At 36.2% G+C, this 18,756-nt stretch carries 17 protein-coding genes, 2 pseudogenes and 1 other annotated feature; of the genes and pseudogenes, 13 read left to right on the top strand and 6 right to left on the bottom strand.

Annotated features, from left to right (window positions below):
- Positions 1–56: 56 nt before the first annotated feature.
- Positions 57–1,466: an NADP-dependent phosphogluconate dehydrogenase gene (gene gndA / locus JMM81_RS02165; protein WP_256239857.1), complete on the top strand. Its 1,410-nt coding sequence runs from the start codon at positions 57–59 to the stop codon at positions 1,464–1,466.
- 86 nt (positions 1,467–1,552) lie between these two features.
- On the opposite strand, the gene zwf is transcribed toward gndA, so the two are convergent.
- Complete coding sequence (gene zwf / locus JMM81_RS02170) at positions 1,553–3,052, bottom strand: glucose-6-phosphate dehydrogenase (protein WP_256239858.1); 1,500 nt, start codon at positions 3,050–3,052, stop codon at positions 1,553–1,555.
- Between the two features lie 241 nt (positions 3,053–3,293).
- Between zwf and rnz the strand changes: the two genes are divergently transcribed.
- From rnz to JMM81_RS02190, 4 genes are all read left to right on the top strand, one after another.
- The gene (gene rnz, locus JMM81_RS02175) at positions 3,294–4,214 is read left to right on the top strand and encodes a ribonuclease Z (RefSeq protein ID WP_256239859.1); all 921 of its coding nucleotides are present in this window, start codon (positions 3,294–3,296) and stop codon (positions 4,212–4,214) included.
- Between the two features lie 103 nt (positions 4,215–4,317).
- Positions 4,318–4,536, top strand: a binding site (T-box leader).
- Positions 4,537–4,667: 131 nt separating this feature from the next.
- Positions 4,668–5,999 (top strand): sodium-dependent transporter, encoded by a 1,332-nt coding sequence (locus JMM81_RS02180; protein ID WP_256239860.1) that lies wholly within the window; start codon positions 4,668–4,670, stop codon positions 5,997–5,999.
- A 144-nt stretch (positions 6,000–6,143) separates the two neighbouring features.
- Complete coding sequence (locus JMM81_RS02185; RefSeq protein ID WP_256239861.1) at positions 6,144–7,109, top strand: MBL fold metallo-hydrolase; 966 nt, start codon at positions 6,144–6,146, stop codon at positions 7,107–7,109.
- A gap of 16 nt (positions 7,110–7,125) precedes the next feature.
- The gene (locus tag JMM81_RS02190) at positions 7,126–7,920 is read left to right on the top strand and encodes an SDR family NAD(P)-dependent oxidoreductase (protein ID WP_256240295.1); all 795 of its coding nucleotides are present in this window, start codon (positions 7,126–7,128) and stop codon (positions 7,918–7,920) included.
- A gap of 101 nt (positions 7,921–8,021) precedes the next feature.
- Here JMM81_RS02190 and JMM81_RS02195 read toward each other — a convergent pair whose 3' ends face one another.
- The 3 genes from JMM81_RS02195 to JMM81_RS02205 are packed head-to-tail and all read right to left on the bottom strand — an operon-like array spanning position 8,022 to position 9,618.
- The gene (locus JMM81_RS02195; RefSeq protein ID WP_256239862.1) at positions 8,022–8,219 is read right to left on the bottom strand and encodes a YwbE family protein; all 198 of its coding nucleotides are present in this window, start codon (positions 8,217–8,219) and stop codon (positions 8,022–8,024) included.
- Positions 8,219–8,422: a hypothetical protein gene (locus tag JMM81_RS02200; RefSeq protein ID WP_256239863.1), complete on the bottom strand. Its 204-nt coding sequence runs from the start codon at positions 8,420–8,422 to the stop codon at positions 8,219–8,221. The genes JMM81_RS02195 and JMM81_RS02200 overlap by 1 nt, the downstream gene beginning before the upstream one ends.
- A 14-nt stretch (positions 8,423–8,436) precedes the next feature.
- Positions 8,437–9,618, bottom strand: a complete 1,182-nt coding sequence (locus JMM81_RS02205; protein ID WP_256239864.1) for an MFS transporter — start codon at positions 9,616–9,618, stop codon at positions 8,437–8,439.
- A gap of 186 nt (positions 9,619–9,804) precedes the next feature.
- Between JMM81_RS02205 and JMM81_RS02210 the strand changes: the two are divergent.
- From JMM81_RS02210 to JMM81_RS02245, 8 genes and pseudogenes are all read left to right on the top strand, one after another.
- Positions 9,805–10,349 (top strand): annotated as a pseudogene (locus JMM81_RS02210) (amino acid ABC transporter ATP-binding protein); the annotation flags it as partial.
- Positions 10,350–10,628: 279 nt separating this feature from the next.
- Positions 10,629–11,072 (top strand): helical membrane plugin domain-containing protein, encoded by a 444-nt coding sequence (locus JMM81_RS02215; protein ID WP_256239865.1) that lies wholly within the window; start codon positions 10,629–10,631, stop codon positions 11,070–11,072.
- A gap of 34 nt (positions 11,073–11,106) precedes the next feature.
- Positions 11,107–12,288 carry an NAD(P)/FAD-dependent oxidoreductase gene (locus JMM81_RS02220; protein WP_256239866.1) on the top strand — a complete coding sequence of 394 codons (1,182 nt, stop codon included), beginning with the start codon at positions 11,107–11,109 and terminating at the stop codon, positions 12,286–12,288.
- Between the two features lie 544 nt (positions 12,289–12,832).
- Entirely contained in the window at positions 12,833–13,285 is a 453-nt protein-coding gene (locus JMM81_RS02225; RefSeq protein ID WP_256239867.1) for a hypothetical protein, read from the top strand.
- 168 nt (positions 13,286–13,453) lie between these two features.
- Positions 13,454–13,624, top strand: a pseudogene (locus tag JMM81_RS02230) (MFS transporter); the annotation flags it as partial.
- 323 nt (positions 13,625–13,947) lie between these two features.
- Positions 13,948–14,808 (top strand): YitT family protein, encoded by an 861-nt coding sequence (locus JMM81_RS02235; protein WP_256239868.1) that lies wholly within the window; start codon positions 13,948–13,950, stop codon positions 14,806–14,808.
- Between the two features lie 190 nt (positions 14,809–14,998).
- Positions 14,999–16,423: a tetratricopeptide repeat protein gene (locus JMM81_RS02240; RefSeq protein WP_256239869.1), complete on the top strand. Its 1,425-nt coding sequence runs from the start codon at positions 14,999–15,001 to the stop codon at positions 16,421–16,423.
- A gap of 498 nt (positions 16,424–16,921) precedes the next feature.
- Positions 16,922–17,263, top strand: coding sequence for an iron-sulfur cluster biosynthesis family protein (locus tag JMM81_RS02245; protein ID WP_256239870.1), 342 nt, complete (start codon positions 16,922–16,924; stop codon positions 17,261–17,263).
- Between the two features lie 162 nt (positions 17,264–17,425).
- On the opposite strand, the gene JMM81_RS02250 is transcribed toward JMM81_RS02245, so the two are convergent.
- Together JMM81_RS02250 and JMM81_RS02255 are read right to left on the bottom strand one after the other, a co-directional pair.
- A complete protein-coding gene (locus tag JMM81_RS02250) occupies positions 17,426–17,593 on the bottom strand; it encodes a hypothetical protein (RefSeq protein WP_256239871.1) in 168 nt (55 codons plus the stop codon).
- 140 nt (positions 17,594–17,733) lie between these two features.
- Positions 17,734–18,669, bottom strand: coding sequence for an alpha/beta hydrolase (locus tag JMM81_RS02255; protein ID WP_256240296.1), 936 nt, complete (start codon positions 18,667–18,669; stop codon positions 17,734–17,736).
- Between the last annotated feature and the right edge of the window lie 87 nt (positions 18,670–18,756).

The raw sequence follows: 18,756 nt of genomic DNA on the forward strand, positions 1-18,756 counted from the left end.
TAAGGATATTTGCTAAAGTAAAGTGATTCAATTTAGGTAAGAAGGGAAGTAAAAAGATGACAAAACAACAGTTTGGTGTTATTGGATTAGCCGTAATGGGCAAAAACCTGGCAATGAATATTGAGTCAAGGGGCTACACGGTCTCTGTTTATAATCGTTCAAGTGAAAAAACAGAGGAAATGCTAGCCGAAGCGAAGGGGCTTAACATTACGGGAACTTATTCAATCGAAGAATTTATTCACTCGCTTGAAAGCCCACGAAAAATTATGTTGATGGTAAAAGCGGGTGCGCCAACAGATGCGACAATTGACCAACTTATCCCACATTTAGATAAAGGGGATATTTTAATTGATGGCGGTAATACATATTTTGTTGATACACAGCGACGCAATAAAAAACTAAGTGAGCTTGGTATTCATTTTATTGGTACAGGTGTTTCAGGTGGGGAAGAAGGCGCACTAAAGGGTCCTTCTATCATGCCTGGAGGACAAAAGGAAGCTTATGACTTAGTTGCCCCTATTTTCAAAGACATTTCGGCAAAAGTGAATGGTGATCCTTGTACAACCTATATTGGTCCTGATGGAGCGGGTCATTATGTAAAAATGGTTCATAATGGAATCGAATATGGAGATATGCAGCTTATCTGTGAAGCTTATTTCTTATTGAAAAATGTACTGGGCCTGAGTGCAAAGGAACTTCATGAAGTATTTGCGGAATGGAATAAAGGCGAGCTCGATAGCTATTTAATCGAAATTACTACGGATATTTTTACAAAAACGGATGATGAAACAGGTAAGCCACTTGTCGATATGATCCTGGATACTGCCGGACAAAAGGGAACAGGAAAATGGACAAGTCAAAATGCGCTTGATCTCGGTATTCCACTGCCGATCATCACCGAATCTGTCTTTGCTCGCTTTATTTCAGCTATGAAGGAAGAGCGTGTAGCAGCGAGTAAGGTATTAAATGGTCCAGAAACAAAACCATTTACGGGGGATAAAAAAGCATTTATTGAATCGGTTCGTAAAGCATTATATATGAGTAAAATCTGCTCGTATGCTCAAGGATTTGCACAAATGAGAGCGGCTTCTGAAGAATATAATTGGGATCTTCAATATGGAGAGATCGCGATGATTTTCCGTGGAGGATGTATTATTCGGGCACAATTCTTACAAAAAATTAAAGATGCTTATGACCGGGAACCAGGCCTTAAAAATCTTCTGCTCGATCCATACTTTAAGGAAATTATTGAAAGTTATCAGTATTCATTAAGAGAAACGATTGCGAATGCTGTTCAAGTAGGGATTCCAGTTCCGTGTTTCTCGGCTGCCTTATCTTATTATGATAGCTATCGCACCGCTGTACTACCAGCGAATTTATTGCAAGCACAACGTGATTATTTTGGTGCTCATACGTATGAACGTACGGATCGTGAAGGTATTTTCCATACGAATTGGATGGAATAAGTTAAATAAGAATATCGATAAAAACCTCTTTGCTCAAGAAAAGAGGTTTTTATCGATTGAATGATCATACTGTTTTGTTTTTGTTCTTAGTCCGCTTCTACTTCTAAGTTGCTTATCGGCCACCAGAAGAAGCCGTCTCTTGCAAGTAAAATGTCACTTTCCTTCGGTCCTGCTGTTCCAGAGTTGTAATTAGGGAAGATCGTGTTCGTATTTTCCCATACTTGTGATATATTATCAACAAAACTCCATGATAGAGCTACTTCATCCCAATGAGTAAAGTTGGTTGCATCGCCATTCATGCAATCATATAAGAGTTTTTCATAGGCTTCGGGTGTATTGAAGTTATCAATTCCTTTATTGGCAAAACTTAATTTAATCGGTGTAGCATTCATACCTTGACCCGCTTTTTTCGCATTCAAATGGAGGGTAATTCCTTCCTCAGGTTGAATATGAATAACGAGTAAGTTTGGATTCAGTGTTTGTTCCGTTTGATAATATAGGTTCATAGGAATGTCTTTAAATTGAATGACAATTTTTGTGGATTTCGCTCTCATTCGTTTCCCTGTTCGAATATAGAAAGGGACACCTGCCCAACGGAAATTATCAATTAAGATTTTTCCTGCTACAAATGTTTCGGTGTAAGATTCTGGGGCCACCATTGGTTCATCACGATAGTTTGGAACTGTCTGTCCATTTACGACTCCTGATCCATACTGACCGCGGACAAAATACTCATCAACTTTGGCTCCTTTAATCGAACGCATGGCTCGTAGTACTTTCACCTTTTCCGAACGGATTTCCTCCGTATTCAACTTAATAGGTGGTTCCATCGCTAACAAGGCAACCATTTGTAGCATATGGTTTTGTACCATATCTCGAAGTGCACCACTATTCTCATAATAGCGTCCGCGCTCTTCCACACCCAATACTTCACTAGATGTAACTTGGATATTCGATATGTAGCGATTATTCCAAAGTGGTTCAAATAGGGCATTAGCAAATCGAATCACTTCGATATTTTGGACCATTTCTTTCCCAAGATAATGATCAATTCGATAGACTTCATCTTCTGTGAAGGCTGTTCTTATTTGATTATTTAATTCTTTAGCAGATTGTAAATTACGTCCAAATGGCTTTTCAATGACAAGACGTTTAAATCCTTCGACATCTGTCAGACCGTCTTCCTTAAGATGTATAGCAATGGTTCCAAAAAATTCAGGTGCCATCGCTAAATAGAATATACGGTTGCCTTTTGTTTCATAATGTTGATCTAATTGATTAGCTAAGTTTTTTAACGTGATATACGAACTTGAATCTGTTACATCATGTGAATGATAATAAAAGTGAGAGACAAACTCATCAATATCTGTATCCTCAGGGTTTGTTAATCGTATTGAATTTTTTACGTTTTCTTGAAATTGATCATTTGAAAGAGCCCTTCTCGCAACTCCGATAACAGAAAACTGTTTAGAAAGATTTCCTTTTTTAAATAAATTATATAGCGATGGGAATAGCTTTCTATTGGCTAAATCTCCAGTCGCTCCAAAAATCATGATCAAAGCTGTTGGTTGTTCGTTCTGTTTCACGATTTATAAAACCTCTTTTCGTTGGAATTGACATTTATTATTTAGGGTTTACTTTTTTACACTTTAAAAATCTAAAAATGTCGATATAATGTTAAAATTTTATCGGTTTCTGTCACAATAAGCAAATACTTTGTTTTTTAAAAGAAGGGGTAGTTTGATGAATAATCTTTTGCTGTCATTCCTTATTCATGATAACTTGGCTATAATTATTATAACAGTATATTCGGAAAGGAGTTTGACAGTGGAGTTATTTTTTCTTGGAACAGGTGCAGGCATTCCTGCAAAATTAAGAAATGTGACATCAATTGCTTTAAAGTTACTAGAAGAACGAGGAACGATTTGGTTGTTTGACTGTGGTGAAGCGACACAGCATCAAATTTTGCATACATCCATCAAGCCTTCAAAAATTGAGAATATCTTTATTACCCATTTGCATGGTGATCATCTGTATGGCCTACCGGGCTTGCTCGCAAGCCGTTCATTTCAGGGAGGGGAGTCAAAGTTGACTGTTTATGGACCTTCAGGAGTAAAGGTATTTGTAGAAACAAGCTTGCAAGTGAGTGGAACGTATTTGAAATATCCTTTGGAGATCGTTGAAGTGTCTGAGGGAGTATTATTTGAAGATGAACAATTTATCGTAGAAGCCCGTCAGCTTGATCATGGGATTGCCTCATTTGGTTTTCGAATTGTTGAAAAAGATCGACCTGGTACATTATTAGTTGATAAGTTACAGAAGGCAGGGGTCGATCCAGGACCCCTTTATAAAAGAATTAAAGAAGGAGAATCAATTACCTTAGAAAACGGAACCGTTTTAGAGTCCGAGCATTTTGTAGGTCCACGACAAGAGGGAAGAATTGTGACTATCTTAGGTGATACAAGGGTATGTGAAGCAGCTGAAACTTTAGCAAAGGATGCGGATTTACTCGTCCATGAATCAACATTTGCAAATGGGGAAGAAGAATTAGCGCACAATTATTATCATTCAACAACAAGTCAGGCTGCAGAAGTTGCCAAACAAGCAAATGTGAAAAGACTTTGTCTTACTCACATTAGTTCGCGCTATGATCGAAATGCTTCAGAAGAACTTGTGGAAGAAGCCCGTAAAATATTTCCAGCAACAGAAATAGCGGCAGACTTCAAAAGTATCAGCATTTCCCGCTAGTATAGTGCCTGACACCTGTTTTATATTATTTTAATATAATATTTTCACAAAGTGATCATTGACTTGATTAGGTTTGGTCACTTATAATTCATTTTATAATATACTATAGGCTATGAAGAGTGTTTCATAAACCCATATCTCCCTGTTTGTCAGAGAATCAGCGGTCGGTGAAAGCTGATACAAAGATAATGGTGAATTTCAGCTTGGAGCTTTTTCTATTGCGTATATGAGCGTGAGGAAACGGTTATTTCCATTATCAATTGGAGTGGAAAGTCACAATGATTTCAAAAAGGGTGGTACCGCGTGTTTACACGTCCCTTTTTCAAATATGTGACTTTTTTTATTTTGCACCAATTGAAGTGTAGAGGATGACAAAAGCTATTTGTCTACGACGAAGTCAGTCAGACAGCATGATTGGAAAATCAGTTGATCAAACATTCAGGAGGCGTCAAGGTGGAACAGAAGGAACAATGGTCATCAAAAATTGGTTTTATTTTAGCATCAGCAGGATCAGCAATTGGTCTTGGAGCAATTTGGAAGCTGCCATATGTTACAGGAATAAGTGGTGGCGGTGCATTTATTCTGTTATTTCTTGTTTTTTCCCTTTTAATTGGGTTTCCGTTATTGCTTGGAGAATTTATCATTGGGCGTAGTACACAAAAAGAAGCGATTTCTGCTTACAAACAAGTTGCACCTGGGACAAGATGGCATTGGATTGGTTATCTTGGGGTCACGACCTGTTTTATTTTATTATCTTTTTACAGTGTGATCGGTGGCTGGATTATTCAATATATTATCTATAGTCTTACTGGTCAAATGAGTGGGGGCACAGAACATTATGGAGCTCTTTTTAACGAGTCTGTTTCAAATCCACTTTTTACTGTCATTGCACAAGCGATCTTTTTAATCATTACGATTGTGATTGTTGCTAAAGGGGTACAACAGGGGATTGAAAAGGCCAGTAAGTTTATGATGCCAGCTTTATTTATCTTATTTATTATTTTGATTATCCGCTCGCTTACCCTAGACAATGCAATGGAGGGAGTTGCTTTTTTCCTGAAGCCTGATTTCTCAAGTTTAACTTCACAAGGTGTTTTGTATGCTCTTGGGCAATCATTTTTCTCATTGAGTGTTGGGGTTTCTGTTATGGTGACATACAGCTCGTATTTATCGAAAAAAGGAAGTTTAGTTCAACCGGCTTTCTCGGTTGTCGGGATGAATTTATTTATTTCTCTTTTTGCTGGACTTGCGATTTTTCCAGCTGTCTTTTCATTAGGCTTTCAACCGACAGAAGGACCTGGATTACTCTTTATCGTATTGCCGTCAGTGTTTGAGCAAATGGTTTTTGGTAACATCTTTTTAATCCTATTCCTGATATTATTTCTATTTGCCACACTTACATCTTCTTTTTCGTTACTAGAAATTGTGGTAGCAGCTGTGTCAAAAGGAAAGGGTGGACGAAGTCGTCTGTCTTGGATCATGGGAGTCCTCATATTTTTGGTTGGGGTTCCGTCTGCTTTATCGTTTAGTATCTTGTCAGATGTATCTATTTTTGGTAAAAGTATTTTTGACGCGGCAGACTTTCTTGTTAGTAATACGTTGATGCCAATTGGTGCTTTACTTATTTCCGTGTTTGTTTCGTACAAGATGAAAAAGGGTCTCTTGAAAAGTGAACTCATTCAAAATTCAAAAGGCTATCGTCTTCTGTTTCAAGTTTGGTACTTTTTAATGCGCTACGTGATTCCGATTGTGATTATTGTCGTACTTATTGATTCAATCATTTAATGTAATGAGAAAGGGTGGACAAATGTGTCCATCCTTTTATTTCTTTTCAGTTGATAAAAAACAAGGTAAACTAAGGATAATTCAAAGCTAATAGGAGCGTCTTCATTTAATAAAAGGGGAATTAAAATAGTAAGGGGGAAGAATATGGTTGAATGGGCAAGTGGAATAGCAAAACTTATTTTGCCGACGCCGTTTCCTGTTGGAAATGTGAACGTTTATCTAATTAAGGGTGACTGTCTAACCTTAGTGGACACTGGTCCAAATACGGATGAATCATGGGAAGCGCTGAATAGTCAATTGAAGGAATTAAAACTTGAACCACGAGATATTGAACAGGTGATTTTAACCCATCATCATCCCGATCATTCAGGACTTTTAGATCGATTTTCCTCAACACTTGAAGTGTATGGGCATCCGAATAATGAAAGATGGATCGATCTCACGGAAGGTTTTTTGCAAGAATATCGTGAGTTTTCCCAAAAAATGTATCTTGAATGTGGAGTACCTTCAGAGTTTTTTCCCTTGATCGAGCAAATAAAGCAATCCATTAAGTTTTCCTGTCATCGATCTCTTACTGGTCCGTTACTCGAAGGTGATAGGCCGCTTGGTCTGACGGATTGGAAGGTAGTTGAGACATTTGGGCATGCCCAAAGTCATATTGGGCTTTATCGTGAAAAAGATGGAGTATTCATTAGCGGTGATCATCTTCTTGCACATATTTCACCGAACCCAATACTCGAACCACCTTTACCAGGAAAAACAGAACGGGAAAAATCACAGTTGCAATATAATCATTCTCTAAAAAAGATGCTTGAATATCCAATCAGCATTGTGTATAACGGCCATGGTGAAGAAGTATATGATGTACAAGCACTTGTTAAAAAGAGGTTGAATCGTCAGCACGATCGAGCGATGCAAATTAAACAGTGGCTTACTGAAGACTCGTACACAGCTTTTGAAATATGTCGTCGGCTATTTCCTAAAGTATACAAGCGTGAGTTGGCATTGACCATCTCAGAAACGATTGCCCAGCTTGATTATTTGGAGTCATTGGGGGAAATTAATAGTAGTAAAGATGGTCAGGATTATCAGTATTCTGCTACAAAATAGAAGGTGACAAAATTTGATAATAGAAAGATTAACAAATAAAAATGTGGTCATCACGGGTGCTTCGAGTGGGGTTGGTCTTTCCATTGCTACGCTCTGTGCCGAAAGAGGGGCTAATGTAGTTCTTCTTGCCAGAAGAATTGATGTATTAGAGGAAGTTCAAAAAGATTTACAAGAACGTTTTTCGGTATCCATCTTTGTGTATAAACTTGATGTATCAAATACAGATGAAGTAAAAACTGTTTTTTCAAAGATGATGCATGAACTTGGAACGATAGATGTTCTTGTTAACAATGCTGGTTACGGTGTCTTTCATGCCGCTCATGAAGCGTCTATTGAGGATGTAAAAGGAATGTTTGACGTAAATGTGATCGGATTGATTGCTTGTACGAGTATGGTCTTACCCCTAATGAGGGAAGAGAGAAGAGGTCATATTATTAATATTGCCTCACAAGCAGGGAAAATTGCGACGCCAAAATCAAGTGTTTACTCTGCCACAAAGCATGCTGTTCTTGGCTATACCAATAGTTTGAGGATGGAATTGTCAGATTTGAATATTACGGTAACGGCTGTCAATACGGGTCCAATTGAGACGAATTTTTTCAACCTTGCTGATGAAACCGGAACTTATGTGAAAAGTGTAAAAAGATATATGCTTAAACCGGAATTTGTTGCACGCAAAGTCGTTGATAGGATGCTGACAGGGACAAGAGAAATTAATTTACCACGTTGGATGAATGCTGGTAGTATTTTCTTTGCCTTATTTCCTCGTCTTTTTGAGCGGGTAGGTAAACAGGTATTAAATAAAAAATAAGCTAGCAGAAAAATGATCAAAAAGGGATGACTAATGGCAGTTATCCCTTTTTGATTTGCACGGAATTTTTGAAAAAAGTTCCATGCCTCATTCAATATGATTTATTTCGTTTTGATGGCTTGAACTCTACCAACTTGTCCGTCTGTTAGTCTTACTTTGATTCCATGTGGGTGGAAACTGGATTTTGTTAGAATATCTTTTACAATTCCACTCGTCAGTTTCCCTGTTCTTTGATCAGCTTTTAGGACAATATCAACTGAGGTTCCAGGTGATAGGTCTTTTCGATTTTGTCCGTTCATTAGACACCTGTTCTTCTTCGTTGATTATTTGTTTTTTTCGTTTGTTGGCTTTTCATTTTTTTTGTTGTTTGAGACATCCTAGTGTTTGAATGATTGGCAGAAGCTTGGGTCTTTTTATTTTCCATCTGCTTTTTCATTACTTCTTGTAGACTTATTTTTTTCTTTGGTGTTGCGATTTCATGTGAGTGATTGGAATCGGTCATAGTAATGTCTCCTTTTATAATTCTTTAGTTAGTATTTTGTTCGAATTCGCCTGTGCTGTATAGAAACGATATAGTACAAAAGCGATAATGGATAGGACGATCCCTGAAATATACGGTAAACCGATGGTGATGGAAAAAAGCCAACCACCTAGTGGAGGTCCGATAATTCTTCCGAGTGAATCGAAGGAAGACAGTAAGCCAGTTGTACTCCCATGTCCAGTAGTAGAGCGTTTCGTTAATAACGCCGAGACGCTTGGGCGAATAACCCCATTACCGATTCCAAATATGGTTAAATAAATGGCTGCAGTTGTAAAGTTATTCACTAATAGAATAAGTCCGAAGCCAAGAGCCGAAACGGCAATACCGATTTGAATCACAAATCCTTCACCAAACTTTTTCGTCATCTTTCCAACTAATCCACCTTGGACAACCGCTGCAGCTAATCCCATTATCATAAAAATGTAGCCGAGTTCTACAGTTCCTAATCCTGCTCTTTGTGCAGCAAAGTAGGCGAAGGTTGCTTCTAAGCCTGATAAAGACAAGGAAATAAACAATTGTAGAAAAAACAGAACTGATTGTGTTCCTTTCAATTCATGCCATAAGGATGTTTTTTCTTTATTCTGTTGGCCTTTGTTCTCTTTTGTTAAGGATTCCTTTAACAAAAACCAGACAAGTAAAAAGGTAAGAAGAGAGGTAACTCCAGAAATATAAAATGGCATACTTAAACTTATTTTTGAAAAGACCCCTCCAATTGCAGGTCCGAATACAAATCCTAGTCCAGTAGCTGCACCGACAATGCCCATTCCTTTTCCACGGTCTTCTGGGGATGTAATATCAGCTACATAGGCCATAACCGTTGGCATATTTGCGGAAGATAAAATGCCACCGATAATTCTAGCGACAAACAGCATCCAAAGCGATGAAGATAGTCCCATTAAAAAGAAAGAAAGGGAAAGTCCCAATATCCCAATCATGATCACGGGCTTTCGACCTATTCGGTCAGATATTCGTCCCCACATCGGTGCAAAGAGGAGTTGCATCAGTGAATACACAGCCATGAGCAAACCTAATTGTGTTGGAGAAGCACCGATATTTTCCGCATAAAAAGGTAATACAGGGATAATGATGCCGAAGCCGACCATGACGAGAAACATAACAGCAAAAAGAATAGGTAACGCTCTTTTTGTTTCTAACATAAACTTCACTCCGTTTCCTGATAATTATAATGATTATATGGACAAATAGTCAATTTTACTGTGTTGTAGAATGAAATTTTAACAAAAGAATGTTGTTAAATAATACCATAAATGTAATATTTCTCAAATTATATTTCTGCACTTTGTCTTTGAAAAAGCGGTACTTGATCAGGAGAGAACGTTCCTTTAAAGAATGGAGTCTATTTGAAACCGCAAGATCTCAAAAGAATAACAGCTAAAATGGGAATGGTGTTCCAACATTTCAATCTTTTCCCCATCTTACTGTTAAAGAAAACCTAGAACTTGCTCCCAAAATGGTGAAGAAAGAATCACCTTCAGTTATTGGGCATCGAAGTGCAGCGATCATGGAGAAAATTGGACTTACTGGTCGGGCGAATGCTTATCCAGCAAACCTCTCAGGTGGTCAAAAACAAAGAGTAGCAATTGCACGTGCACTGATGATGGATCTTGATATCTTGCTTTTTGATGAACCTACTTCTGCACTAGATCCAGAATTGACCGGTGAAGTTCTACAAGTAATGAAGGATTTGGCTGAAGAGCATATGACAATGATTGTCGTGACACATGAGATGGAATTTGCCAAAGAGGTGGCAAGCTGAGCCATTTTTATGGATAACGGGGAAATTGTCGAATCTGGTCATCCGGACGAGTTGTTTACGAACCCTAAGTTTGATCGAACGAAGGCCTTTTTGAATCGTACTTTGAGATGATGTTATAATATTCAAGGAATATTCCGATAGGATTTTAAACTACCTATCGGGATATTTTTATTTGTTTATATTTGAAATTTTAGATAACTAGAATACTAGAATACTTTTATTAAAGTAATTTAATTTATTATGAAATCATGTATAATATAGAAGTGCTAATGCATAGGGTATAAAAAGTAAATGATTTTAGTCACAATTGCGTTTTTTTAATGCATGGATTGTGAAAAATGACACAAAGAATTCAAAATATTACTATTTCATTGTAAAGGAGAATCGAATATGTCGGAAACTACGACTCTAGAAAGATCTGAGAATGAATTAAAAAATTTGTCTAGAAGAAAAGAACAACAGGATGTACTTGATCAGCTATTAACACCTGAGGTTCAAGATTCTTTGACGAACTTAGTGGAACAACTTCCTAAACTTACGGAGATGGTAAACGTTTTAACGAAGTCTTATGACATGGCTCAATCATTGGCGACGGATGAAGTATTAAAAAATGATACAGTAGGAGCAATTAAAGAAATAGCAGAACCTGTAACAGCTACTGTCAAAAATGTTGCTGTCACTGCTATTGAAGCAAAAGATCGTGCACAAGAAAGCACTGAAGTGATTGGTCTTTTCGGATTGCTAAAAATGCTCAAAGATCCACAAGCACAAAAATTATTCCGTTTTGTTCATGCGTATCTTGAAGTTTCATCAGAAAAAAGTAATCAAAAATAATTTTTATATAAAGTTAAGGATGGTGGAAACATTTATGTCAAAACATATAGTCATCTTAGGGGCGGGTTATGGTGGACTTTTATCTGCATTAACCGTTCGTAAGTATTTAAATAGTGCAGAAGCGTATGTAACTGTCGTAAACCAATATCCAACACACCAAATCATTACTGAACTGCACCGTCTTGCAGGCGGAACGACTAGTGAGGAAGCTATAGCTCTTCCTTTAGAAAAGCTACTTAAAGGTAAGGATATTGATCTTAAAATTGCAACGGTTGACAGCTTTTCTGTCGACGATAAAAAAGTTTCTCTTTCAGATGGTACAACATTAACGTATGATGCCCTTGTTGTGGGGTTAGGAAGCAAAACAGCTTATTTCGGTATCCCAGGGCTTGAAGAGAATAGCCTGGTCTTAAAATCTGTTGATGACGCAAATAAAATTTATGAGCATATTGAAGGTCGTATTCGCAAATATGCCGAAACAAAAAATGAAGCAGATGCTACGATTTTAATTGGCGGCGGCGGCTTAACGGGTATGGAGTTAGTAGGTGAGCTTGCTGATAACCTACCAAAGATTGCGAAAGACTATGGAATAAATCCTAAAGAATTAAAACTCAAACTTGTTGAAGCAGGTCCAAAAGTTCTTCCAGTGTTACCAGATCATTTGATTGAACGGGCTGTTTCGAGTTTAGAAGCACGCGGAGTTGAATTTTTAACAGGTCTTCCTGTCACCAATGTTCAAGGAAATATAATTGATTTGAAAGATGGAAGTAAAATTGTTGCCAATACTTTCGTTTGGACCGGTGGAGTGCAAGCATTACCAATTGTTGCTCAATCTGGACTTGAGGTAGATCGTGGTAAAGCAACAGTTAATGAATATCTTCAATCTACATCACATAATGATGTATTTGTTGTAGGTGACAGTGCAGTTGCATTCCCTCCAGAAGGTGGTCGTCCATATGCACCTACTGCTCAAAATGCTTGGCAAATGGGTGAACTTGTTGGGTATAATCTATACGCATATTTACAAGATAAATCGTTTGAAGCATTTGCTCCAGTCAATTCAGGGACACTTGCAAGTCTTGGTCGTAAAGATGCAGTTGCTGAAATTGGAGGAAACTCGACTCCACTTAAAGGTCTGCCGGCATCCCTAATGAAAGAAGCAAGTAATGTTCGGTACTTGTCACATATTAAAGGATTGTTTGCTTTAGCTTATTAAACGAATATAAATGATTTTTTAAGTGAAAAGATTCACATCGAATAGCCTTGTCGTACAGATAATAGTGCGGCAAGGCTATTTTTTTAGCTTGTTTTACTGCATGTAAAAACAGATAAGTATAGAAGTCTTCTTTATGGTTGGTGCGTGTAATAAGATTGTGAACAAATACAAATCAAATTGGTAATAAAACGATGTTGACTACGTCTTAAGTCTGATATTAAATTAAAGCTTGGGCTTCTTATAAAGTTAGGAAATAACTGTTAATATTAAAAGTGAAAGCAGTACTATTTATTGAATGATTTTTCTAATTGCTCCAAGGACAAGTCATTCAATTCTACTCGATATTTATGGATTGAGGTGATTATGAACAATGGAAAGAAAAGTCTATTTAATTCTTACTGATACAAGGTCTCTCCTTACTAGAGTGATAAAATTATATACAAAAAAACCTTACAATCATGTATCACTTTCTTTTGATCCCCATTTTTCAGAACTATACAGTTTTGGAAGAAAGAGACCAAGAAATCCGTTCGTAGGAGGATTTGTGAAAGAAAGTATTCACACAGGATTATTAGAAGAGGCGAAATGTGCCATCTATTGCTGTACTATTTCTGAGAGTCAGTTTCAGAAAATGAATCATTTTATACAACAAATAGAAGGGAAAAAAGACCTTTACCGCTACAATTTTATTGGTTTATTTGCCATTGCTTTAAATAAAGAAATAAAAAGAGAGAATGCCTTTTTTTGCTCGCAGTTTGTATCCACGGTATTAAAGGAGGGGCATGTCATTGAACTTTCAAAGCACCCTTCACATGTGACACCACATGACCTTCAACAAGTACCTCTTTTTCAGTTAGTTTATCAAGGTGATTTCGAAGATTATAAAAATGGTTTAGATATACGTAGAAATGTAGATAGGGCAGCCAGTCGAACTGATCGAATCCGGTTATTAAGGAAAAAGTTATGCAATGCTTACTCATCCTTTTTAGGTGCTTAAACAATAACACTTTATGTTGAAACGATATTTCTGATTGACGTCATTTTTTACCATGGTATTATATTTTTCTTTTAAATTATTTTATATTGAGTAATGAATCTAGAAGTATATAAGATGGTCGTTGGAACGGTCATATATAAACTCAATGAAGAAAGAGGTACACCTTAGATGTCAGCAGAACAACGAAAAAAGTTAATTATTTTGATGGTTAATATGTTTATTGCTATTGGAAGCTTTGGTATTATCATTCCCATATTACCTGCTTATTTAGAATCGATTAACCAAGGCGGAACAGCTGCAGGTTTAATGATTGCCACCTTTGCAGGAGCACAGCTGATTTTGGATTAAAAATGCCCTTTTTAATCCAAAATCAGCTGTTGTATCACTTGTAGCGGTCATATTTTCAGTGATTGTTCTTGAAGAAAGTCAAACAGGGCCGCCAACAGTGGGCTTAGAGCAAAGTAGGGGAGTAAAGCTGAAGAAAGTATAGAGTTGAAAGCATTCGGATAAATAAACAAAAGAAACATTGAGCGGTGGCTTGGTGGTTCTTTTGTTTATTAAGAATAATGACTTTTTTATGATAATTCTTCTTAAGTTTTCGGGGAATAGTGGTATGATAAAAAAATATAGTTCATATAGAGAAAGGTTTGATTTTTATCGTCATGTCAAAGAAAAAACGTATATTAATTGAAGTGAAACAAATCCTTATGATTACTGTAGGTGCTATTATTGCTGCTATTGGATTGGAACAATTTTTAGTTCCTAATGATATTTTAGATGGTGGAGTAATAGGACTTTCTATAATTGGGGCGAAATTAACTGGTTTTAAAATGAGTTTATTCATTGTCCTTTTAAATTTACCTTTTCTTCTCATCGGTTATCGAAAAATGGGGAAGAAATTCACACTACATACTTTATATGGAGTTATTGTTTTATCGATCTTTACATCTTATTTGCATCATTTCGAGCCATTTACAGATGATTTATTTCTAGCAACGATTATTGGTGCAGTCATATTAGGAACAGGTGTTGGTCTAGTGCTTCGAACGGGTGGTGCTTTAGATGGTACAGAAGTTCTTGCGCTTCTTATTAGTAAGAAGCGTCCTGTTTCAGTAGGACAAACGGTTATGATTATCAATTTATTCATTTTTACCCTTGCAGCACTTTTAGTTTTTAGTTGGGAAACTGCCATGTACTCGGTTATCACTTATTTTATTGCTTATAAAATGATCGATATTGTGGTCGAAGGTTTGGAAGAGTTAAAATCAGTGACGATCATTTCCGATATGCCAGAAGTAATTGCGGACGCCTTAATTAAGAATTTGGGGCGTGGGATCACTTATATTCATGGTGAAGGTGTTTATACAGGTGAGCCAAAAAAGATCATCTATACAATTGTAAGTCGTATAGAGTTATCCGGTGTACGAACTATTGCCCAAGAAATAGACCCAAAAGCCTTGATAGCAATAGAGAATGTTTCCGATATTTCAGGTAGTAACTTTAAGAAAAGGTCATCACACTAAATGAGAAGAAAGTTGATTTCTTCTCATTAGTCTCTTCAACGTTAAAAGTGTATGATGATGAAATACGTAAGAAGAGTACAGTGTGTTCTTAGGTAACATCCTTTCTGGTTTAGAGCTATGTTATAATGATGTTACAGTAGTTTTTTTCAATGATTTTTGTACTGTATACTTAATATAAGGGGTTGAGATAGTGATGAATAAAGAACTTGTACAATCAGTTGAAATATCAATCAAAGAAAAAAAGAAAATAATAAAAGGGCAGGTAATACGAGCCGTTATATCCTCACGATCTAAAATAATAGAAATAAAAACATCTGATAACAAAAGTTACTATCTCGTTTACTATAAAAATTCTCTTGTGTATGGAGAAAAGTTGGAAATCGTTGAAAAGGGGTCGTTTATTGATAAGGCATATTCCAAAGGTATTGTTTTAGAATCACATCATCCATTTCTTCCGGTCATCATCCCCAATGAAAATGTGTTTATTCCAAATAAAAACAAGCTTTTCTCTGAGCTTCAAAATCAATACTCTCTTCAGGAAGTTGCCTACATAGCAACAACTCTTGATTCATTTTTTACAAAAGATCAGCTAATAAAGATTATAGATAAAATCTTTTTCCACTATCGAAGAAATGGCAAATTTTTTAAGGCATTTCAAATTACTCATATTTTAAAAGGCTTTTCTCCTGAGTTAAGTTTAGCAGGAGATAATTTGAACTCACAAGATTTTCGTTCCTATGATAACTTTTACAACTCCTCTCCTCTTCCTATTGTGTATAGTAAAGACCCTCTTTTTGTTGAATTATACTGCTTCAAAAACCGAATGAGCCCAGATGAACATAAAATTCTAGAAGATATATTAAAAAAGCAAGATTGTTTCTTGGAGTTACTATTGCTTTGGATGGAAAAGGTCGACAAGTACTCTAAAGCTGATTCCATTGAAAAATATACAAATATAGCCTTACAGTTTATAACGATGGAACAATGGATCCTAATTTTAGGTTATTTAAAAATTAATCCATTTCAAGAGTTATCTCAAACAAAAACAGTGATTGATAAGATGCTTCATGAGGAGCATTATGAAACGGCAGCACTATATTTATTAGATTTTATTGAGGATCTTCCAAATACTTATAACGACACTCTAAATATATTGTGGGAACATTTGGATACCGAGTTTATCGTATCTCATTTAGATGGTTTTAGTATGCTGATTCAACAACTAGTCCAAGAAAATGAGAATCAACAATGTGAACAAAAGTTATCACATCTTGTAGGTAAATTACTTGAAAACTATGATCTTAAAACAGTTCATGAAAAACTTCAACCTATTCAAAAGTCTGTCCCAGATTCCAAAGTTTTTCGGAAAATGAATCGAATGACAACCTTATTAGAAGACCCCGACCACATGATGGAATTAGGTCAATATTATGCAGAGTTTAAACAATATGATGAAGCCATTGAATGCTTCTCCTGGGAAATGGAACTCCACCCGGATGATTATTCTCCTGTGTGGCAGCTAAGTAAAATGTATCAAAATAAGGGAATGGTAGAAGAGGCAGTTGCTTATCGACAGATTTATGCTCAATTAAAAGGAAATAAAGAGATAAGTTAAGTTTTGATTAGGAATCCCTCCATTTAATAGATTATAAAACGGACTCTTCTTATGGGAGTCCGTGCCCTTCAACGATCAAGTATGCAGATTTGATTCTTGTGATGGACCAAGGAAAAGTAATTGAGCAAGGAACGCATTCAGAACTTTTAGAGGTAAATGGTTTCTATGCTGATCTATACAATAGCCAGTTCTCGGCAAAAACAGCATAGATTCTAGTTTTTTGTGAATAGTGATCTTTTGAAATGTTTATCATAGGTATGTTATGAAAGGGTTATTATGATATGGATTTATTCCTGTTATGGTAAAAAACTGTGGTGAAGCAAATTGGTGGCCTTTTAAAAGAACCACAAATGAATAAAGTGAAAAAGGCTATTCAAATGGGTAGAATCTTTCTGCTCGGATTTCTCCTGTACTGTGGGCATATCAATCAAAGGGGAGTTTCTGAAGAACATGCTACAATCATCATATGCTACTTCTAGAAAGGGAGTTATTATATAAATGAAAATTACAATAACAGACCAGGCATCGGAGAAAATAAACCAGTATAGAAGAGGAAAAGAAGGATGGTTAAAGCTTAAATATGATGCAGAAGAATGTGGTTGTATCATGTGTGGCGTGACGAATTTATGGCTTGTAAGCGACTTAGAAGATGATGACTATAAAGTTGAAACAAATAACGGGGACATTTACATTGAAAAATCAAAAGAAGTTTTTCTTGATGAAGTGCTGACGATAGACTTTAATGATGCTACATATTGCTTTCAACTAAAAAGTCCGAATCAGTATCTTAATCCAAGAATGAATTTCTTTGATAAAACGAAACAAGTGCAGTCAAAATAGTCATATGTAGCACAAATAGAAATGCTCGAAGTTGATTAATGGGTTCTTTTCAAGGACGAAAGTAATCAAAAATGTAGTAAAGAACACATGGCGATTAAGAGCTATGTGTTCTTTATGGTATCAATATATTCTCTATATAATAAGGAATATATTGAATTATGGTTATTCTTTTGTCAATTCCTCTTCAAAGAAAAAAGTGCTTGGATGTTCATTGACAATGTATGAGTATCTTTTCATGTTTTTTACATACTGACTTTTAAAGATTGTAACAGACTCACCGGATTCTTTGATTTTCACCTTTTCTCCATCGGCAAATAGGCTCTTTTTCATTTTCTCACCCTCTCTAATGATACGTTTAAATTTACCGTTCTGTTTTTAGGCACACTTTATAATGTAAGTTTGACCGAAACTTTTCTTTTTATCCAACAATCCTATGGTTAAACGTAAAAATCATTCTTTTATTTATTCCGCTAATAAGCATCGGATTCACTCTTCTGTTCTTTAAAAACAAATTCCCACAAAAATTCATCAACAGCGGCTTCATACGATTCTTTATTTTCGTTTAATGATTGGGCATGTGCCCCGTTTTCAGCAAGAAATAACTTTTTAGGCCCTCTTTTTCTTTTATATAGAGCTTCTGTCATAGAGGGTAAAATATAAATGTCCTTCTTGCTATGAATAAATAGAATAGGCTTTTTAATCTGTTGGATGACAGAAATAGGGGAGATATCACGAAGCGAATATTTTTCTCGCATACGTAAGAATAAGTCGGCAACAGGTAGCAAAGGCCTTGGTGACAGTTTCATATTCGTTTGAAGTAAATAAGTAAGCTGCTCTTTAAAATCAGAAAACGGACTATCAGAAATATAGAAATCAGCACCATCTTCCACCATGCCTGCATATAAGAGCATCGTTGCGGCCCCCATTGACTCACCATGAATGCCTAACAACAAATCGGGACCTTTCTCTGCTTTTAACCAGTTCACAACTGCCTTTAAGTCGAATTTTTCATAATAGCCATAGCTTGTTGTCTTCCCACCCGATTCTCCGTGACGACGATGATCGTAAATAATCGCATTAAAACCCCTTTCGAGAAAAAGGTTCATGTACTTAACGGAATTGATTTTATTTTCTGTTACGCCGTGGGAAATGATAATATAGTGGTCAGCTTGATGAGGTTCGACAAGAATCATTTTTAATTCGTATCCGAATGGGGAAGGAATCGTTATTTCTCTCTTAGTCAAATGATCAAAATCATTTGGATTAAAGTGTCCTGCTTCTTTTTCACGAGTAAGAATAGATTGATCGTCTTTTTTCTTTATATACATAATCCGGTTTGTAAAGTAGAGGCCAAATGATGATAGAAAAAACAGGAACGATAAGAGAAATCGAAATACCTTTCTTATCTTTTTCATCTCACTCCTCCAGATTTTTTGAAAGCTGCTTTGGAGATACCATACTTTTATATTTTAACATTGACTAGGTAATAAAAC

This window comes from Bacillus sp. V3B, from assembly GCF_024494465.1.
GTDB lineage: Bacteria > Bacillota > Bacilli > Bacillales > Cytobacillaceae > Bacillus_BD.

Bases quoted from the DNA above. Each gene is read 5' to 3' on its own strand.
- gndA (WP_256239857.1), top strand. From the start codon at position 57: ATGACAAAACAACAGTTTGGTGTTATTGGATTAGCCGTAATGGGCAAA.
- JMM81_RS02185 (WP_256239861.1), top strand. From the start codon at position 6,144: ATGGTTGAATGGGCAAGTGGAATAGCAAAACTTATTTTGCCGACGCCG.
- JMM81_RS02195 (WP_256239862.1), bottom strand. From the start codon at position 8,219: ATGAACGGACAAAATCGAAAAGACCTATCACCTGGAACCTCAGTTGAT.
- JMM81_RS02200 (WP_256239863.1), bottom strand. From the start codon at position 8,422: ATGACCGATTCCAATCACTCACATGAAATCGCAACACCAAAGAAAAAA.
- JMM81_RS02205 (WP_256239864.1), bottom strand. From the start codon at position 9,618: ATGTTAGAAACAAAAAGAGCGTTACCTATTCTTTTTGCTGTTATGTTT.
- JMM81_RS02215 (WP_256239865.1), top strand. From the start codon at position 10,629: ATGTCGGAAACTACGACTCTAGAAAGATCTGAGAATGAATTAAAAAAT.
- JMM81_RS02220 (WP_256239866.1), top strand. From the start codon at position 11,107: ATGTCAAAACATATAGTCATCTTAGGGGCGGGTTATGGTGGACTTTTA.
- JMM81_RS02235 (WP_256239868.1), top strand. From the start codon at position 13,948: ATGTCAAAGAAAAAACGTATATTAATTGAAGTGAAACAAATCCTTATG.
- JMM81_RS02245 (WP_256239870.1), top strand. From the start codon at position 16,922: ATGAAAATTACAATAACAGACCAGGCATCGGAGAAAATAAACCAGTAT.
- JMM81_RS02250 (WP_256239871.1), bottom strand. From the start codon at position 17,593: ATGAAAAAGAGCCTATTTGCCGATGGAGAAAAGGTGAAAATCAAAGAA.